The following is a 16705-nucleotide window of genomic DNA, read 5'->3' as shown; positions in this document are numbered from 1 at the left end:
CCTGTGGGCGAKSCGGGACGGCGGAGTCCTCCCAGCCGGGCCAGTGGTCCTTGCCGTCGGGTGGGAACGCGGTCGAGCCGAGACCGCCCTCCCGGATCGCCCACAGGTGCTCGCTGGTGCCGCCCTCCTGTTTGCTCTTGGCGACGCGGATGCGGTCGCGGGCGTACCCCTTGTCGCCCGTGAGCCACTCGATGAACCGGTGGGCCCGGTCGACGGACTCCTCGGTGGTGTCCGCGCCGAACTGGACGACGAGCCAGGCCCCGCCTCCTCGGCGCGGGAGCTCCTTGATGTCCTCGACGTTCATGTTCTGTTCCTGCTGTTCCCGGATGAGCTCGTCGTCCAGGGCCTCCAGACCGATCGGCCGCCACCGCTCGACGATCTCCTCGCAGTGCTCGGCCGCGTCGGCGAGGTCGTCGTACTCCACCACCACGGTGGTGCGCTGCAGCAGGGCGGGGGTGAGCTTGAGGACGGCCCGCAGCACCGTGGCGCAGGTGCTCTCGGTGCCGACCAGGGCGCGGGCGACGTTGAAGCCGCGTTCCGGCAGGAGCTCGTCGAGGTTGTAGCCGGAGACCCGGCGCGGCACCTGCTTCTCCGAGGGGAACCCGGCCCGGATCGCGTCGGCGTACTTGTCCCGCAGGTCGCGCAGCGCGGCGTAGATCTCGCCCTTGCGGCCGCCCGCGGCGATGATCTCGTCGACCCGCTCCTCCTCGTCGACGCCGACCCAGAACCGTGCGCCGTCGTAGGTGACGATCTCCAGGGCCTCGACGTTGTCGCTGGTGCGCGGGCCGGGGCCGTACAGCTGCGACTGCACCGAGTGGATGCCGCAGGAGTTGTTGCCGATGTTGCCGCCGATGACGCACCGGGAGTGGGTGGAGGGGTCGGGTCCGAAGATCAGGCCGTGTTCGCCGGTGTGGCGGTTGAGTTCCTCGTTGATGACGCCCGGTTCGCAGGTGACGAGGCGACGCTCGGGGTCGATCTCGCCGATGGCGGTGAGGTATTTCGAGTGGTCGATGACGACGGCCTCGTTGACCGTCTCGCCGGACAGACTGGTGCCGCCGCCGCGGTTGAGGACGGGGGCGCCGAAGCGGTGGCAGATCCTGTGCACCGCCACGACGTCGTCCGGGGTGCGCGGTACGACGACCCCCACCGGCACCTGCCGGAAGTTGGACGCGTCCTGGGCGTACAGGCCGAGCGTGCCGGTGTCGAAGCGGACCTCGCCCTCGACCGCCTTGTGCAGCGCCCGCTCCAGCTTCCCGACGTCGATGGTCTGCCGGGCGCGCGGCGGTCCCGCGATCCCCGGGTCGGTCTTGGCGGGTACGTCCCGCTCCGTGCCGCGTGTCGCTCTGGCCATGGGTGTCCACTCTCCTCTGCCGTCCTGGTCAGGACGGTCGCGTCCCGTGAACGCGGTAGGGCTCCGCGTCGGCCCACTTGACGTCCAGGCCGATTCCGGGGCGGTCGGTGTCGGGCCGCAGTGCGCCGCCGACGGGCGACAGGGTGCCGTCGAACAACAGGTGCTCGACGCGCACGTGATCATGGAAGTACTCCAGGTGCCGCAGCCGACGCACGGCACAGAAGGCGTGCGCGGACAGCGCGGGGGCGCAGTGCGCGGACAGGTCGAGGTGCCGGGCGGCCGACAGGCCGGCGACCTCCAGCACGCCGGTGACGCCCCCGCACCGGGTGATGTCCGCCTGCAGGCAGTCGACGGCGGGCCCGTCGGTGAGGTTGACGAAGTCCTGGGCGGTGAAGGCGTACTCTCCCGCCGCGATCTCCAGCCGTTCCGGCCCCCGGTCGCGCAGCATCCGCAGCCCTTCGAGATCGGCGGAGGTGACGGGCTCCTCGAACCAGCGCACGTCCCACTCGTCGTGGAACCGCCGCGCCCAGTACAGGGCCTCCTTGCGTGCGAGCGCGCCGTTGGCGTCGGTGAACAGTTCCGGTTCGTCACCGATCGCCTTGCGCACGGCGGTCAGGCGGTCGGCGTCGCGTTCCGGTTGCCGTGAGGTCTTCAGCTTCACCCGCGGGATGCCCTGGCCCACCCAGCCGGCGAGCTGGTCGGTGAGGCGGTCCAGGGGGTAGTTGGTGAAGCCACCGCTCCCGTAGACCGGCACCTGGTCGTGGCAGGCCGGGAGGAGGTGCACCAGCGGAAGGTCCAGCAGCCTGGCCTTGAGGTCCCACAGCGCCACGTCCACGGCGGAGACCGCCATGCTCCCGACGCCGGGACGCCCGGCGTTGCGGATCCGCGCGCCCATCCGCTGCCACAGCGCCGCAGGCGAGGAGGCGGGCTCACCCTTGATCACCGGAGTCAGTTTCGAGTGCACGAACGAGGCGACCGAGGCGTCCCCGTAGGTGTAACCCAGCCCGGTCCTGCCGCCGGCGTGCACCCGGACCAGGACCAGGGTCGTGGAGTCCCACTCCAGGGTGCCGTCCTGCTCCCTGCCCTCGGGACCGTCGGTGGGGACCTCGAAGGCGTGGACGTCGACCGCGTCGACCGTGCACCCCTCCAACGACGTCGTGTCGTCCCGCATCAGTGGCGCCCCGGGAGGTGCCCTGCGTACTCGGTGAGCTCCTGGCGTACGCACTCGGCGGCGCTGTCGAAGCGCTCCGGGCCCGCCTCGGACTCCAGCACCACGGGCCGGTCGAAGGCCGGCTCCCCGCCCCGGGCCGCACCGGTCCTCTTCGGCGCGCCGCGGTGGCCGGGCAGGCCGTTGACGCCCTCACCCGAACAGCCGTACACCCGCTTCGCGCCCCGCTCCTGTGGGCGCCGCGGGACGAAGTCGGCCACCAGCGTCATCGCGTTCTCCTCCGGACGCACCTCTGCCGTCATCAGTAGGTGACCCATGGGCGGGCCGCGTAAACGGTGCCCCCGGTTCTGCCACTCGTGCGGACCGCACGGTGAGTGGTCGGTCCGGGCCGAAGAGCCGCCGGTCGGCGGCGTCACGTTTCCAGCCGGTTCGGTCCGGTTAGGGCCAGTGTCATGAGCTTCCGAGCCCCGGTGCCCGCCGCGACAGGGCACCCCGCCGTCCCGCCCTGGGCCATCCGGGACTACGCCGTGCTGGCCGACGGTGAGCGCGGGGCGCTGGTCGATCCCGAGGGCCGGGTGGTCTGGCTGTGCGCGCCGCGGTGGGACAGCGACGCGGTCTTCAGCGCGCTGATCGCGGGCGCCGGGCACTTCGCGGTGGAACCCGCCGACCGGTGGCACGTGTGGGGCGGTTACTACGAGGAGGGGACCCTCATCCGGGTGAGCCGCTGGGTGACCGCGGACTCCGTGATCGAGTGCCGTGACGCTCTGGCCCTGCCCGCCACGCCGGACCGGCTGGTGCTGCTGCGCCGGATGCGGGTGGAGCGGGGTGAGACGCGACTGCGGCTGAGCCTCGATCCGCGTCCCGGTTTCGGCGCCCACCGTATGACGAACGCCCGACTGGAGGGCGGCGTGTGGACGGCTCAAGGCGACGGACTGCGGCTGTGGCTGCTGGGGGCCCCCGAGGCGGAGTGGGACGGGCAGTCCGGGCTGCGCGGCGAGTTCCGGTTGCGGCGGGGCGAGGAGCACGACCTGGTGCTGGAGCTCGCCTCGGGCCCCACCGGGGGGCGCCTCGAGCCGGGGGAACTGTGGCGGGCGACGGAGCGGGAGTGGCGGCGTGCCGTGCCGGACTGCTCGACGCTCGCCGCACCGCGCGACGCCCGGCACGCGTACGCGGTGCTGCGAGGTCTGACCAGCTCGGCGGGCGGCATGGTCGCCGCCGCCACCACGTCGCTGCCGGAACGGGCCAACACCGGACGCAGCTACGACTACCGCTTCGCCTGGCTGCGCGACCAGTGTTACGCGGGCGTCGCGGTCGCCGCGCACGGACCGCACGAACTGATGGACGGCGCCGTGCGCTTCATCGCCGAACGCGTGCTCGAGGACGGCGAACGGGTCCGGCCCGCCTACACCGTCGACGGTGGGCCGGTGCCCGAGGAGCACGCGCTGCGGCTGCCGGGCTATCCGGGCGGTGGCGACCGGATCGGCAACCGGGCGGCCACCCAGTTCCAGCTCGACACGTTCGGCGAGGCGCTGCAGCTCTTCGCCGCGGCCGCCCGGCACGACCGGCTCACCGCGGAGGCGGAACGCGCGGTGAGCGTGACGGTGGACGCGGTGGAACGCAACTGGCGGCGGCCCGACGCAGGCCTGTGGGAGCTGGAGGACCGGTGGTGGACCCACTCCCGGCTGAGCGTCGTCTCCGGACTGCGGCACATCGCGGACGTGCTGCCCGGCGCGACGGCGCGGCGTTGCACCGAGACCGCCGACGTGATCATGGCCGAGACACTCCGTCGCTGTCTGCGCGCCGACGGCCGCTGGCGCCGGGCCGCCGACGACGACGGAGCCGAGGCCGCCCTGCTGGTGCCACTGGCCCGCGGCTGCCCCTCCGCCGACGACCCCACCAGCGCCGTCACCCGCGCCCACATCGAGGACCGACTGGCCGAGGACGGATACGTGTACCGCTTCGACCACCCCGGCGGTCCTCTGGGCCGGGAGGAGGGCGCCTTCCTGCTGTGCGGGTTCACCATGGCTCTGGCCACGCACCATCTGGGCGACCGCACGGGTGCGTTCCGCTGGTTCGAACGCACCCGGGCGGCCTGCGGGCCGCCCGGGCTGTTCGCGGAGGAGTACGACGTACGGCAGCGTCAGCTGCGCGGCAACCTGCCCCAGGCCTTCGTCCACGCGCTCCTGCTGGAGTGCGCGGTCCGCCTCAACGACGCCTCGACGCTGCCGTTCTGAGCGCGCCCGCCTGAACGCGCCCGCCCACACCGCCGACCACCGCCGCGGCGGCACCGGCCGCGGCGGCGGCCAGCGCGAGCGGCCGGCGGTGGCGGGAGAGCCAGAACTGGAGGCTGCGCGGGTGGGCCTCGTCGTCGAAGACGCCGTGCGCGCCGTAGTCGGCCGGAGCGGTGTCGTCCGGCGGCTTCCAGAGGTTGACCGGCCGCGACGGGTCGACGGGCCGGTCCGTCTGCTGCCCGTCGTAACCGGTCCTGGCCAGGTAGCGGTCCAGCAGCCCGGGGGCGAGCTTCTGCCCGAGCAGGGTGGCGACGGTGGACCCGCCGACCCAGTACTCGCGCCGCTCCGGATGGTCCGCGGCGTACAGGATCGCCTCGGCGGCGACCTCGGGCTGGTAGACGGGCGCCACGGGGCGCGGATGCCGGGGCAGCCGGGTGAGGACCCAGCTGAACTGGGGCGTGTTGAGCCCGGGCATCTGGACCATGGTCACCCGCACCCCGCTGCGGTCGTGCAGCAGTTCGCAGCGCAGCGACGCGGTGAACCCCTGGATGGCGTGCTTGGCCCCGCAGTACACCGCCTGGAGCGGGACGCTGCGCTGGGCCAGGGCCGAACCGACCTGGACGATGGTGCCGCGATCGCGCGGCGTCATGCGCCGCAGAGCGGCCTGGGTGCCGTGCACGAAGCCGAAGTAGGTCACCTCCGTGGCCCGCTTCAGCTCCTCCGGCCTGACCTCCTGGACGGGGGCGAAGACCGTCGTGAAGGCGGCGTTCACCCAGACGTCGATCGGCCCGAGTTCCTCCTCCACCCGGGTCGCGGCGGCGTCCACGGCCTGAGGGTCGGCGACGTCCACGACCAGGGGCAGCGCGCGTCCACCCGCCTGCCGCACCTCGTCGGCCGCCCGTTCCAGGGCGTGCTCGCCCCGCGCGAGCAGGGCCACGGAGCTTCCGCGCGCGCCGAAGGCCCGGGCGGTGGCCCGGCCGACCCCGCCGCTCGCCCCGGTGACGACCACGACGCCCCCGCCCGTCCGGCGGTGCCGTCCGCCGCGCGGGGAGCGCCGCGCGGCGCTCACTTCTTCCCCCGGCCGGGGAGGTGCTCGGCGTACTCGGTGAGCTTCTGGCGTACGCCCTTGGTGGCGATGCCGGTGAGTTCCGGGTCGTGCAGCGCCGCCTTGGCGGCCTTCTTGGCCTGTGTCTTCATGATGTGCGGCGGGATCGGAGCGATCTCCGCGTCGACCTTGAACTCCAGGACCACGGGCCGGTCGGCGGCGAGCGCCTCGTCCCAGGCGGCACCGACCTTCTTGGGGCGGGTGCAGACGATGCCCTTGAGGCCGAGGAGTTCGGCGTAGGCGGCGTAGGGGACGTCGGGGATGGTCTGGGAGCCCGGGTACTTCGGGTCGCCGGCCATGGCGCGCTGCTCCCAGGTGACCTGGTTGAGGTCCTGGTTGTTGAACACGCAGAAGATCAGCGGGGCCGGTCCGGACAGGCGGTCCAGGTACCGCTTGACGGTGATCATCTCGTTCATGCCGTTCATCTGGAACGCGCCGTCCCCGATGAAGGCGATCACCGGCCGGTCCGGGTACGCGAAGCGCGCCGCGATCGCGTACGGCGTCCCCGGGCCCATGGTCGCCAGGGTGCCGGACAGCGAGGCCCGCATGCCGTCGCGGAGCTTGAGGTGGCGTGCCCACCAGTTGGTGCCCGAGCCGGAGTCGGCGGTCAGGATGGCGCCGTCCGGCAGCCGCGGCGAGAGTTCGGCGGCGACGGCCTGGGGGTTGATGGTGTCTCCGAAGTGCTGGTCGGCCCACCGCTCGCACAGGTCGTTCCATTCGACGACGTCCCTCTCGATCTCCTCCCGCCAGGAGCGGTCCTCCTTGCGCTGGAGCATGGGGATCAGGGCGCGCAGGGTCTCCTTGGAGTCACCCACCAGGTGGGCGTCCATGGGATAGCGGATGCCGATCATCCGGCCGTCGATGTCGATCTCCACACCCCGGGCCTGGCCCTCGTCCGGCAGCCACTCCGCGTACGGGAAGCTGCTGCCGATCATGAACAGGGTGTCGCAGCCCTGGATCATGTTGTCGCTGGCCTTGCTGCCCAGCAGCCCGATGGGGCCGGTCACGAACGGCAGGTCGTCCGGCAGCACCTCACGCCCCAGCAGGGCCTTGGCCACGCCGGCCCCCAGCAGCTCCGCGACTTCCACGACCTCGCTCTCCGCCTCCGCGGCGCCCTGGCCGACCAGCATGGCGACCTTCTTGCCGGCGTTGAGGATGTCGGCGGCCTTGCGCAGCTCCCCAAGGTCGGGGAGGACCCGGGGCCGGCTCCAGCCGACGCTGGAGAAGACCGCACCGTGCGTCTTCGGCGGGGAGGGCATGGCGTCCTCCTCCTGCACGTCGTTGGGGATGATGATCGTGGCGACGCCCCGGGTGGTCAGCGCCGTCTTGAAGGCGCGGTCGATGACGTGCCGGGCCTGGCCCGGGTGCACGACCATCTGGCAGAACTCCGACACGTCCGCGAACAGCCGGTCGAGCGCGATCTCCTGCTGGTAGTGGGTGCCCAGCGACAGCCGCTTCTGCTGGCCGACCACCGCCACCACCGGCTGGTGGTCGAGCTTGGCGTCGTACAGACCGTTGAGCAGGTGCACCGCGCCCGGACCGGAGGTCGCCGTGCAGCAGCCGACCTCACCGGTGAACTTCGCGTGCGCGCAGGCCATGAACGCGGCCATCTCCTCGTGCCGCGTCTGGATGAACTCCGGATCGCCGTCGGCCCGGTCGAACGCGCCGAGCAGACCGTTGATGCCGTCGCCCGGATAGCCGTACACCCGCTTCACGCCCCATTCGGACAAGCGCTGGAGCACGTAGTCGGCGACTTGAGTCATGGGACTCTCCTGGGGAGGGATGAAAGACACTTTTGGAGTGCCTTCCCCGAAAGCCTGTGAACCGGACGGCACTCACTCGTTCGGCCGCCCCCGGCAGACGTGCGCGTAGGGCGGGGGAGACCTCCGCGGTGAGCCGGAACGGGTCCGGGACTCGCTCCTGCGCACCGACCAGGAACGGCCGGAGTGCCCTCAGCCGGGGTTACGCCTACGTTGGGTCTCATGCTGGTCACTCACGGATCGCCACCGGTCGGATGCCGGGAGAGCCAGCGCCCGGGCGTCGGTGGTGGACGGTGACGGCCGCGGTGCTGCGGTGGACCGGGGTGGGGAAGGCGGTGTCCTTCTACCGGTACCTCGCCTTCAACCTGCCGGTTCTCACCACACTGTCGGCGCTGGGGCTGCTGCTCGGCTTCGCCGCTGTCCAGTTGTGGACGCTGTTCACCCACCGTGAGGTGCCGGGCTACTTCACCGCGTACCTGGCGCTGCTCGCCGCCGGTTCGGTGCTCGCCGCGGCCGGTGTCGCGCAGGGCTGGGCCGCTCGCGCGGGCGGGCCGCGCCACCGCGGCCGCTTCGCCTGGGCCCTGGGCAGCCTGGTGACGTCGGCTTCCGTCGCGATGTACCTCGTCGGCCGCACTGCGGGGCTTCCGGGTCTCGGGGAGCTGAGGGGACGGTGGGACTACATCCCGGGCACCCTCACGATGGCTCTGGCGGGTCTCTTCGTGGGTCTTCACTTCTCGGTCCTCACCGGACTGAACGTCGCCGCGCCCGACCGCCGTCACTGGCGCGACTGAGCCGGAAGCCGACAGCCCGGACGTGGGAGTTCTCGTGCAGCATTTGGATTACCCCGTGTGGCTGCGGGTCGAGCACTGGCTGAACGTCCTGTTCCTCACGCTGCTCATCCGCAGCGGCATCGAGATCATCGCCACTCACCCCAAGCTCTACTGGCGCAACGACAGCCGGCCGGGCACCGAGTGGGCGCGCTTCACCCGCAAGACCATGCCGAAGGACCGCCTGTACGACACCCTGGACGAGGAGGAGCACTACTCCTCCCTCGTGTCCCTGCCGGGCCACAGGAAGCTGGGGATGGGCAGGCACTGGCACTTCATCAGCGTGATCGGCTGGGTCCTGACCGGCGCCGCCTACTACGTCCTGCTGTTCACGACCGGCCAGTGGCGCCGCTACGTCCCTCAGGACTGGTCACTTTTCTCCACCGCCTGGGACGACCTGCAGACCTACCTCAGCTTCAACCTGCCGCCGCTGCTGCCGGGCGAGCCCCTGGACGCCCTGCAGAAAATCGCGTACGGGGCCGTGATCTTCTTGCTGGCCCCCTTCCAGATCCTCACCGGCGCCGCGCAGTCCCCGGCGGTCGAGGCCCGGTTCCCCTGGTACGTACGGCTGTGGGGCGGACGGCAGGCGGCTCGCAGCCTGCACTTCCTGGGGTTGCTGGCCTTCCTGGGGTTCATCGCCGCCCACCTGACGATGATCGGCCTGTGGGGCTGGTCGGAACTGCACGCACTGATGATCTTCGGTCATGTACAGGACCTGGACTGGGCCGTCGGAGCGTCCCTGGCCGTCCTGGCCGGCATCGTCGCAGTGCACGTCGCGGCCACGGTGGTCAGCCTGAAACGGCCGCGCACCGTGCAACGCGCTCTCGGGGCCGTGATCACACCGGTCCGCCGGGCACTGCTGCGACCACTGAAGTCGACCCAGGCCTACCCGGGCCGCGAGGTGTCCGTCGAGCACCGGGTCAACGGGAAACCGCCGTGTTCCCTCCAGTACAAGACGATGGCGGTGCACGGTTTCGTGGACTGGCGGCTCGAGGTCGGCGGACTGGTGGAACGCCCCATGGTCTTCTCCCTGGAGGACCTGCGCGCGCTGGGCCGGCCGCAGACCCAACAGGTCCTGCACAACTGCGTCCAGGGCTGGTCCAGCATCGCCCGATGGGGCGGAGTACCGCTGCAGACGGTGCTCGACCTGGTGCCCCCCCTGCCCGAGGCGCGTTTCCTGTGCTTCCTGACGATGCAGGACGTCGGGCGCGACGAACCCGGCGCCGAGGGCGCGGGCCAGTTCTACGAGGTCATCGATCTCAGCCTGGCGAAACACCCGCAGTGCATCCTCGCCTACGACATGAACGGCGGACCGCTTCCCATCAAGCACGGCGCGCCGCTGCGGCTGCGGCTGGAGACCCAGGTGGGATTCAAGATGGCAAGTGGATCGACCGGATCGAAGTGGTCTCCGGCTATTCGGCGATCGGCGAAGGCATGGGCGGCTGGCGCGAGGACAACGTCTTCTACGACAAGGACGTGGAGGTCTGATGCCCGGTCCGGCGCGCACCGAGTCGGCCACCGCCGACCGTCCGGGCGGTTCGCGCCACGCAGCCGATGCCCCGGTGCGCGCGGCGGCCCGTCCGGAGATCACACCGCTCGACGAGGAACAGCGCAAGCGGGTCCACCGCGTGCTGCGGCGCCGCGGCGCGGCCTGCCCGCACTGCGGAAACCGCCGGCGTTGGACCGTCGGCGACGCGCTCCACCTGGGGTTCCTCTTCCTCGACGAGGACGAGGACGCCTACATGATCGCGGTGACCTGCCGCCGCCGTGGCTGCCCCCGGCCCCGCACCGGCATCATCGTGCACCGGGCGGACGTCCTGGAACCCTGAGCCCGCGGCGCCCCCGCGGCCCGGTGCCGCTCAACGTCGCCGCTCGCCGTGCAGGCGCGGCGCCGCCAGGCCGAGCCGCTCGGCCAGCGGCGCGACGTCCCGCAGTTCGGCACACAGGTCCGCGAACCGGTTCCGCTCGGCCGGGCCGAGCGCGCCTTGACGGTCGTACTGCACCAGCCTCGGCAGCCGCCCGCTCAGAAACGCTCCCCACCGGATGCTGAAGTCGTAGACGCGGTCGGCGTCCTCGGCCTTCTCGGGGTCCCCGGCCAGCTCACGCAGGTGCCGTACCTGGGTGAACAGCAGGTCCATGTCCGCGGCCGCACCGGGTACGGCTGCGGACTCCGGTTCGCCGCCGCCGGCCGACCGCCTGCGGCGCGCGCTCCACGTACGCAATCCCATGGGTGTGGCACCTACAGACTCGGTTTGGCGACGCTGAGGGCGTACGGAACGCCCCGCATGGTCAGATAGACCCGTTCCGGGCCCACCGTCATGCCCGACAGCGGCGCCTTCCTCACCTCGGTGTCCTTCACCGGGGCCCGGAAGTCGACGCTCTTCACGACGGTGAACCTCCCCTCCGGGAAACCTTCGTAACTGTTCGTCTCCAGCACCACCAGCCGGTCTTCGGTAGCGGCGTAGAGCCGGTCCTCATCGACCGCCAGGCGCAGCACCGGGGCCCCGAGACGGGACTGGGCCACCATCAGGAGCCTCTCCCCGCCGGGTGCCGTGTCGATCGCGACCAGCCGGTCCGTCCCCTTCTCGGCGGCATAGAGCCGACTGACCTTGATCAGGTCGCCGGTGGCCGTCTCCGCCCGGAAGGCGATGTCGGCGGTCTTCTCCACCTCGCCCGCGCCCCCCTTGTAATGGCTCACCCGGTCCGGTCCGACCGTGTGGAACTCGATGAGGCGCCCACGCGCGGCGCCGTCGACCTCGCCCGCCGGACCGAGCCGGACGTCGGTTTGCGTCACGACGGCGGGTTCCTCGCCGGGGGCCGGCTGGACACCCACCCCGGTGACGGTGGAGCCGTCCGCGGACAGCGCCAGCACCACGTCCGCGCCGGAGTCGACGGCGACGAAGGACGGCGCCCTGCCCGCTCGCAGGAACGTCTTCGCCCGCAGCGTCCTGACGTCGACGACGGCGACCTGGTCCGCGTCGGGGCGTGGCGCGTACACCACCTCCCCGCCCGTGGCGCTGGGCGCCAGATTCTCGCCCAGACCGGGGAGAGGACCGGAGAGCACGGTGTGCGCCGTCAGCCGGCCGGACATCACCTTCGGGGTGATCCGGGCGATCCGGGACGCGTCCTCGGCCAGTGCGACGACCGCGTGGGCCTCCTTCGACCAGACCGGCTCCCGCACCGGCGTGTCCAGCCGCAGAACGGCCACCTGCGGCGTCGAGTCCGGCACGGCGTCGGCCGCTGCGCAGCCCGTCGCCGGTGCGGCGACCGCCACGGTGAGGGCCACCGCCTGACCGAAGTCCAACGACCTCTCCCTCCGCACCGTCCGGGCGGCCACCGGATCCGCACGTCACGCGCCTCACGCTCACGACAGCCCGCCGACCCATGCAACCGCGCTCCGGTGCTCCGCGCCAGCCGACCACGGCCGTACGGTCGCTGCTCACGGCGGGCTTCCCGATCCGGATGTCACTGCACGGAGAAGCCATGGCCAAGAACTACGGCCGCCGTGGCTGCGCATGGTGGTCAGGCTGACTCGGATGCCCCGGCGCCCGCGGAGCGGGCTGCCGTACCGGAGGAGCCGTCCACGGGTCAGCCCCGGGCGAACAGCAGCACGCTGCCCACCGCCGGGACCACCCCGACGTGTTGGACGCCGCGGATGCGTTCCTTGAGCACGAAGCGGGCCGGCAGCACCGTTCTGATGGAGTAGAGCGACGCGAGCGGTCCGACGACGGCGAGGCCGCCGTCCCGGACGGCGACGAGACAGAGGACGCTCGCTCCCCTGTCGAGCACCCCGGAGAGCAGGAGGGGCACCGCCGACCGCGAACGCCTCCACCGGGCCTGCTCCGCCGACCTCCTCGGGAGTTCCAGGAAGCGGAGAAGCAGGCGTTCGGTGCCCCTGTGGGTGTGGACGGACTCCGGGCGGGGCCGGTCAGCGGGTGGTGAGGGTGTGGACGTGGTCCACCAGGCGGGTCAGGGCGTCCGGATCGGTGTTCGGCATGACGCCGTGGCCGAGGTTGAAGATGTGGCCCTCGAGGCCCTCCGCCTGGGCCAGGACCTCGCGGGTCTTCGCCTCGACGGCCTCGGTGCCGGCGAACAGCACGGTCGGGTCGAGGTTGCCCTGGAGCGCCTTGCCGGGGCCGATGCGGCGGGCGGCCTCGTCCATGGGGACGCGCCAGTCGACGCCCACGACGTCCGCGCCGGCCTCGCCCATCAGGCCGAGGAGTTCGCCGGTGCCGACACCGAAGTGGATGCGGGGGACGCCGTAACCGGACACCGCGTCGAGGACCTTGGCCGAGGCGGACATCACCGAGCGCCGGTAGTCGGCGGGGGCGAGCGCGCCGGCCCAGGAGTCGAAGAGCTGGACCGCGGAGGCGCCGGCCTCGATCTGCACGGTGAGGAAGGCGGCCGTGATGTCCGCGAGGCGGTCGAGGAGGTCGGCCCAGAGTTCCGGGTCGCCGTACATCATCGCCTTGGCGTTCTCGTAGGTGCGGGACGGGCCGCCCTCGACGAGGTAGCTGGCGAGGGTGAACGGGGCGCCCGCGAAGCCGATCAGCGGGGTGGAGCCCAGCTCGGCGGTCAGCAGGCCGTACGCCTCGGTGACGTAGGAGACGTCCTCCGGGGTGAGGTCGCGCAGCCGGGCCAGGTCGGCGCGGGTGCGGAAGGGCTCCTCGACGACGGGGCCGATGCCGGGCTTGATGTCGAGGTCGATACCGATGGCCTTGAGGGGGACGACGATGTCACTGAAGTAGATCGCCGCGTCGACGTTGTGCCGGCGGACCGGCTGGAGCGTGATCTCGGCGACGAGGTCGGGGCGCATGCAGGAGTCGAGCATCGCGATGCCCTCGCGCACCTTGCGGTACTCCGGCAGTGAGCGGCCCGCCTGCCGCATGAACCACACCGGAGTGTGCGGAACCGGCTCACGCCGGCACGCCTTGAGGAAGGCACTGTCGTACGTCTGGGTCGGCTGCTTGCCCCGGGGGCTGACATTGGCACTCACACCGGCCAGTCTCGCATGGTCCGCCGGCGACCCCGCACCGCAGGCCGTCCGGCGCACGGCGCCCGTGCGCCGCGCCCGGGACGACACGATCCGGACAGCGTGCTGCGCCGTGGGTGTCCTTCCCCGCGCCGGGGCCGCGTTCCCCTTAATCTTCCCCGCATGGCTGCGGCTCAAGGACGATTGTCGGACGGCAAGGGCGGTATGGACGAGGCGAAGAACACCGGGGAGGACCTCGGGCAGGGGGGCGCGGCACCCCCGTTGCCCTTTCGGACGGCCGTCGACGCGATGCGGGACGCGCGGCTGCGACCGCAGATCGAGGTGGAGACCACGCCCGCGCCCACCCGGCTCGCCCCCTACGCGCACGCGCTGGAGGCGGCGGTCGTGGAGGGTGAGCAGGAACTGGCGGACGGCCGGCTGGTGCTGCTGCACGACCCGGCCGGGCACGACGCCTGGCGGGGCGCCTTCCGGCTGGTGACGCTGATCCGTGCGGAACTGGAGCCGGAGATGGCGGCGGATCCGCTGCTGCCGGAGGTGTGCTGGTCCTGGCTGACCGGCGCGTTCTCGGCGCGCGGTCTGACGTACAGCGAGCCGAGCGGCACGGTCACACGGGCGAGTTCGCACTACTTCGGCGGGCTGTCCGAGCGCCCCGCCGCCTCGCAGATCGAGATCCGCGCCTCGTGGACGCCGCGGGAGGGTCTGGGCGGGGTGCCGGACACCGCCACCCACCTGGTCGCCTGGTGCGACCTGCTGGCCCAGGTCGCCGGACTGCCCCCGGCGGCTCCGGGGGACGCGTCGGTGGTGACGCTCCCCCAGCGGAGGGGGCCGCAGTCGCGCTGAGCTTCCCCTCCGGAGCCCTCGACCATCACACCTGTCGATCTCTTTGTCGATACGGCCACTTTCGGAAGCGTTGCGACGCCGACCGAAACCGTTCGATCTTCGAATGATCGACCGCGTGTCCGAATTGCACAGATTGTTACTCACCAGATCGTGATCACTTTCTAAAGGAGACCGGGTTTGGTGCCGAAGACGACTGTGACCTTGAAAGCACGGTTGAGCCCGGCTTCACCCCCACGAGCCGGCCCCGTCCCGCCACCCCAGGAGGCCTGGTGTCCGTTCTCCTCGAGCAGCCCGCAAGCCTGGTCGCCTACCGCCCGAACAAGCCGACCGCCATGGTGGTCGTGGCCGACCCCCGCGTCCGTTCCACCGTCACCCGCCACCTGTGGGCGCTCGGCGTGCGCGACGTGATCGAGGCCTCGTCCATCGCGGAGGCTCGTCCCCGCATCGGCAACCCCCGCGACATCTGCGTCGCCGACGTCCATCTGCCGGACGGTTCCGGCCTCACCCTCCTCTCCGAGACCCGAGCGGCGGGCTGGCCCAACGGCCTCGCCCTGTCCGCCGCCGACGACATCGGCGCCGTGCGCAACGCCCTCGCGGGCGGAGTGAAGGGCTACGTCGTCACCGGCACCCGCACCAACCTCGGGCTCCCCTCCCGTCCCGGAGCCGCTCCCCTCGGTGCCGGTACCCGTCTGCACCGCCGCCCCCCGGGTGCCCCGAGCCACCCGGGCGGCTACCGCGAACTGTCCGGCCGTGAGGTCGAGGTGCTGCGGCTGGTGGCGGAGGGCCAGTCCAACAAGGCCATCGGCGTCTCGATGGGCCTGTCCGCGCTGACCGTCAAGAGCCACCTCGCCCGCATCGCCCGCAAGCTCGGTACGGGCGACCGCGCGGGGATGGTGGCGGTGGCCCTGCGCACGGGCATCATCCACTGACCTCGCCGCCCCGCCGCGTTCCCCGGCAGCCCCCCGCCGTTCCCCTCCGTTCTGCTCCCCCTCTGCCGCACGTTCACCGACCTGACTGGTTTGCGACCCCCCGCTGCCTGCCGACGGAACGTTCCGTCGGCAGGCGCCTTCACGGCATGGCTACTCTTGACAGGTGACCGACGCCCACGACACCGCAGCAGACAGTTCCCTGCGCACCACCGGAGGCGCCCCTCCGGACGACAACGGATCATCTGCTACGGAGGCGCCGACCCCCTTGCTCGAACCGCGCGAGGGCATCCCGCCCGTGATCACGGACGAGGCCGCCCTCGCCGAGGTGACCGCCGCCTTCGCCGCGGGCACCGGTCCGGTCGCCGTCGACGCCGAGCGCGCCTCCGGCTACCGCTACGGCCAGCGCGCCTACCTCGTCCAGCTGCGCCGTGCGGGCGCCGGGTCCGCACTGATCGACCCCGTCGCCTGCCCGGACCTGTCCGGCCTGGGCGAGGCGTTGTCCGACGCCGAGTGGGTGCTGCACGCCGCCACCCAGGACCTGCCCTGTCTGCGCGAGATAGGGATGCTGCCCGGCCGTCTCTTCGACACCGAACTGGCCGGACGCCTGGCCGGCTTCCCCCGGGTCGGCCTCGGCGCGATGGTCGAGAACGTGCTCGGCTTCGTCCTGGAGAAGGGCCACTCCGCCGTCGACTGGTCCACCCGCCCGCTGCCCGAGCCCTGGCTGCGCTACGCCGCCCTCGACGTCGAGCTCCTGGTCGACCTGCGGCACGCCCTGGAGAAGGAACTGGACCGGCAGGGCAAGCTGGAGTGGGCACTGCAGGAGTTCGAGGCGATCGCCTCGGCGCCGCCGCCGGAGCCCCGCAAGGACCCCTGGCGGCGCACCTCCGGCATGCACAAGGTGCGCAGGCGCCGGCAGATGGCCGTCGTCAAGGAGCTGTGGCAGGCCCGGGACCGGATCGCGCAGCGCCGGGACGTCTCCCCCGGCAAGGTGCTCTCCGACGCCGCCATCGTCGAGGCCGCGCTCGCCGTGCCGCCCAACACCCACGCCCTGGCCGCACTGAACGGGTTCGGGCCGCGGGTGGGGCGGCGCCAGCTGGAGCAGTGGCAGGCGGCCGTGGACCGGGCGAGGGCGCTGCCCGAGTCGCAGTTGCCGCAGCCCGGACAGCCGGTGACCGGCCCGCCGCCGCCGCGCGCCTGGGCGGACAAGGACCCGGTGGCCGCCGCCCGGCTCTCCGCGGCCCGCGCGGGGGTGAGCGCGCTCGCCGAGCGGCTGAACATGCCGCAGGAGAACCTGATCGCCCCGGACACGGTGCGCAGGCTGTGCTGGGAGCCCCCGCAGCCCGCCGACCGGGAGTCCGTCGCGGCGGCGCTGGCCGGGTACGGGGCGCGGCCGTGGCAGGTGGAGCAGGTGACCCCGGTGCTGGTCGCCGCACTGGTCTCCGGCGGTTCGGGAGGGATCTGAGCGCCGTCGGCGGCGCCTGTCGCGGGGCGGGTGCGGGGA

The 16705-nt window shown here is 72.3% G+C and carries 14 protein-coding genes; 6 read left to right on the top strand and 8 right to left on the bottom strand.

Going from position 1 to position 16705, the window contains the following annotated elements; all coding sequences use genetic code 11:
• The 3 genes from DIZ27_RS35690 to DIZ27_RS35680 form a co-directional block, all read right to left on the bottom strand.
• Positions 1-1351 (bottom strand): FAD-binding oxidoreductase (locus DIZ27_RS35690; RefSeq protein WP_146229049.1); only part of this gene is annotated, 1351 nt, incomplete at its 3' end.
• Between the two features lie 28 nt (positions 1352-1379).
• The gene (locus tag DIZ27_RS35685; RefSeq protein WP_109382566.1) at positions 1380-2522 is read right to left on the bottom strand and encodes an enolase C-terminal domain-like protein; all 1143 of its coding nucleotides are present in this window, start codon (positions 2520-2522) and stop codon (positions 1380-1382) included.
• A complete protein-coding gene (locus DIZ27_RS35680) occupies positions 2522-2836 on the bottom strand; it encodes a hypothetical protein (protein ID WP_146229048.1) in 315 nt (104 codons plus the stop codon). Before DIZ27_RS35680 ends, DIZ27_RS35685 begins: the two co-directional genes overlap by 1 nt.
• Before the next feature lie 135 nt (positions 2837-2971).
• Between DIZ27_RS35680 and DIZ27_RS35675 the strand changes: the two genes are divergently transcribed.
• On the top strand, positions 2972-4753 hold the full coding sequence (locus tag DIZ27_RS35675; protein ID WP_109382564.1) for a glycoside hydrolase family 15 protein: 1782 nt from the start codon (positions 2972-2974) through the stop codon (positions 4751-4753).
• On the opposite strand, the gene DIZ27_RS35670 is transcribed toward DIZ27_RS35675, so the two are convergent.
• Positions 4725-5819: an SDR family oxidoreductase gene (locus DIZ27_RS35670; protein ID WP_109382563.1), complete on the bottom strand. Its 1095-nt coding sequence runs from the start codon at positions 5817-5819 to the stop codon at positions 4725-4727. The two genes, DIZ27_RS35675 and DIZ27_RS35670, sit on opposite strands and share 29 nt — an antisense overlap.
• On the bottom strand, positions 5816-7618 hold the full coding sequence (locus tag DIZ27_RS35665; protein ID WP_109382562.1) for a thiamine pyrophosphate-requiring protein: 1803 nt from the start codon (positions 7616-7618) through the stop codon (positions 5816-5818). The genes DIZ27_RS35670 and DIZ27_RS35665 overlap by 4 nt, the downstream gene beginning before the upstream one ends.
• Positions 7619-7908: 290 nt before the next feature.
• Here DIZ27_RS35665 and DIZ27_RS35660 point away from each other — a divergent pair, with 290 nt between their 5' ends.
• A complete protein-coding gene (locus DIZ27_RS35660) occupies positions 7909-8406 on the top strand; it encodes an oxidoreductase (RefSeq protein ID WP_109382561.1) in 498 nt (165 codons plus the stop codon).
• A gap of 34 nt (positions 8407-8440) precedes the next feature.
• On the top strand, positions 8441-10492 hold the full coding sequence (locus DIZ27_RS35655) for a molybdopterin-dependent oxidoreductase (protein WP_219933688.1): 2052 nt from the start codon (positions 8441-8443) through the stop codon (positions 10490-10492).
• A 189-nt stretch (positions 10493-10681) separates the two neighbouring features.
• On the opposite strand, the gene DIZ27_RS35640 is transcribed toward DIZ27_RS35655, so the two are convergent.
• The 3 genes from DIZ27_RS35640 to hemE all read right to left on the bottom strand — a co-directional run bounded on the left by DIZ27_RS35640 (position 10682) and on the right by hemE (position 13438).
• The gene (locus tag DIZ27_RS35640) at positions 10682-11746 is read right to left on the bottom strand and encodes a hypothetical protein (RefSeq protein WP_109382559.1); all 1065 of its coding nucleotides are present in this window, start codon (positions 11744-11746) and stop codon (positions 10682-10684) included.
• A gap of 284 nt (positions 11747-12030) precedes the next feature.
• On the bottom strand, positions 12031-12252 hold the full coding sequence (locus DIZ27_RS35635) for a hypothetical protein (protein WP_109382558.1): 222 nt from the start codon (positions 12250-12252) through the stop codon (positions 12031-12033).
• Between the two features lie 118 nt (positions 12253-12370).
• On the bottom strand, positions 12371-13438 hold the full coding sequence (gene hemE, locus DIZ27_RS35630) for a uroporphyrinogen decarboxylase (protein WP_109382557.1): 1068 nt from the start codon (positions 13436-13438) through the stop codon (positions 12371-12373).
• Between the two features lie 159 nt (positions 13439-13597).
• Here hemE and DIZ27_RS35625 point away from each other — a divergent pair, with 159 nt between their 5' ends.
• The 3 genes from DIZ27_RS35625 to DIZ27_RS35615 all read left to right on the top strand — a co-directional run bounded on the left by DIZ27_RS35625 (position 13598) and on the right by DIZ27_RS35615 (position 16666).
• The gene (locus DIZ27_RS35625; RefSeq protein WP_109382556.1) at positions 13598-14275 is read left to right on the top strand and encodes a DUF3000 domain-containing protein; all 678 of its coding nucleotides are present in this window, start codon (positions 13598-13600) and stop codon (positions 14273-14275) included.
• Positions 14276-14544: 269 nt separating this feature from the next.
• Positions 14545-15204 carry a response regulator transcription factor gene (locus tag DIZ27_RS35620; RefSeq protein ID WP_109382555.1) on the top strand — a complete coding sequence of 220 codons (660 nt, stop codon included), beginning with the start codon at positions 14545-14547 and terminating at the stop codon, positions 15202-15204.
• 163 nt (positions 15205-15367) lie between these two features.
• Entirely contained in the window at positions 15368-16666 is a 1299-nt protein-coding gene (locus tag DIZ27_RS35615; RefSeq protein ID WP_109382554.1) for a ribonuclease D, read from the top strand.
• Positions 16667-16705: the final 39 nt, after the last annotated feature.

Source organism: Streptomyces sp. NWU339, assembly GCF_003143855.1.
GTDB lineage: Bacteria > Actinomycetota > Actinomycetes > Streptomycetales > Streptomycetaceae > Streptomyces.
This window is presented reverse-complemented; position numbering and strand designations above follow the sequence as displayed.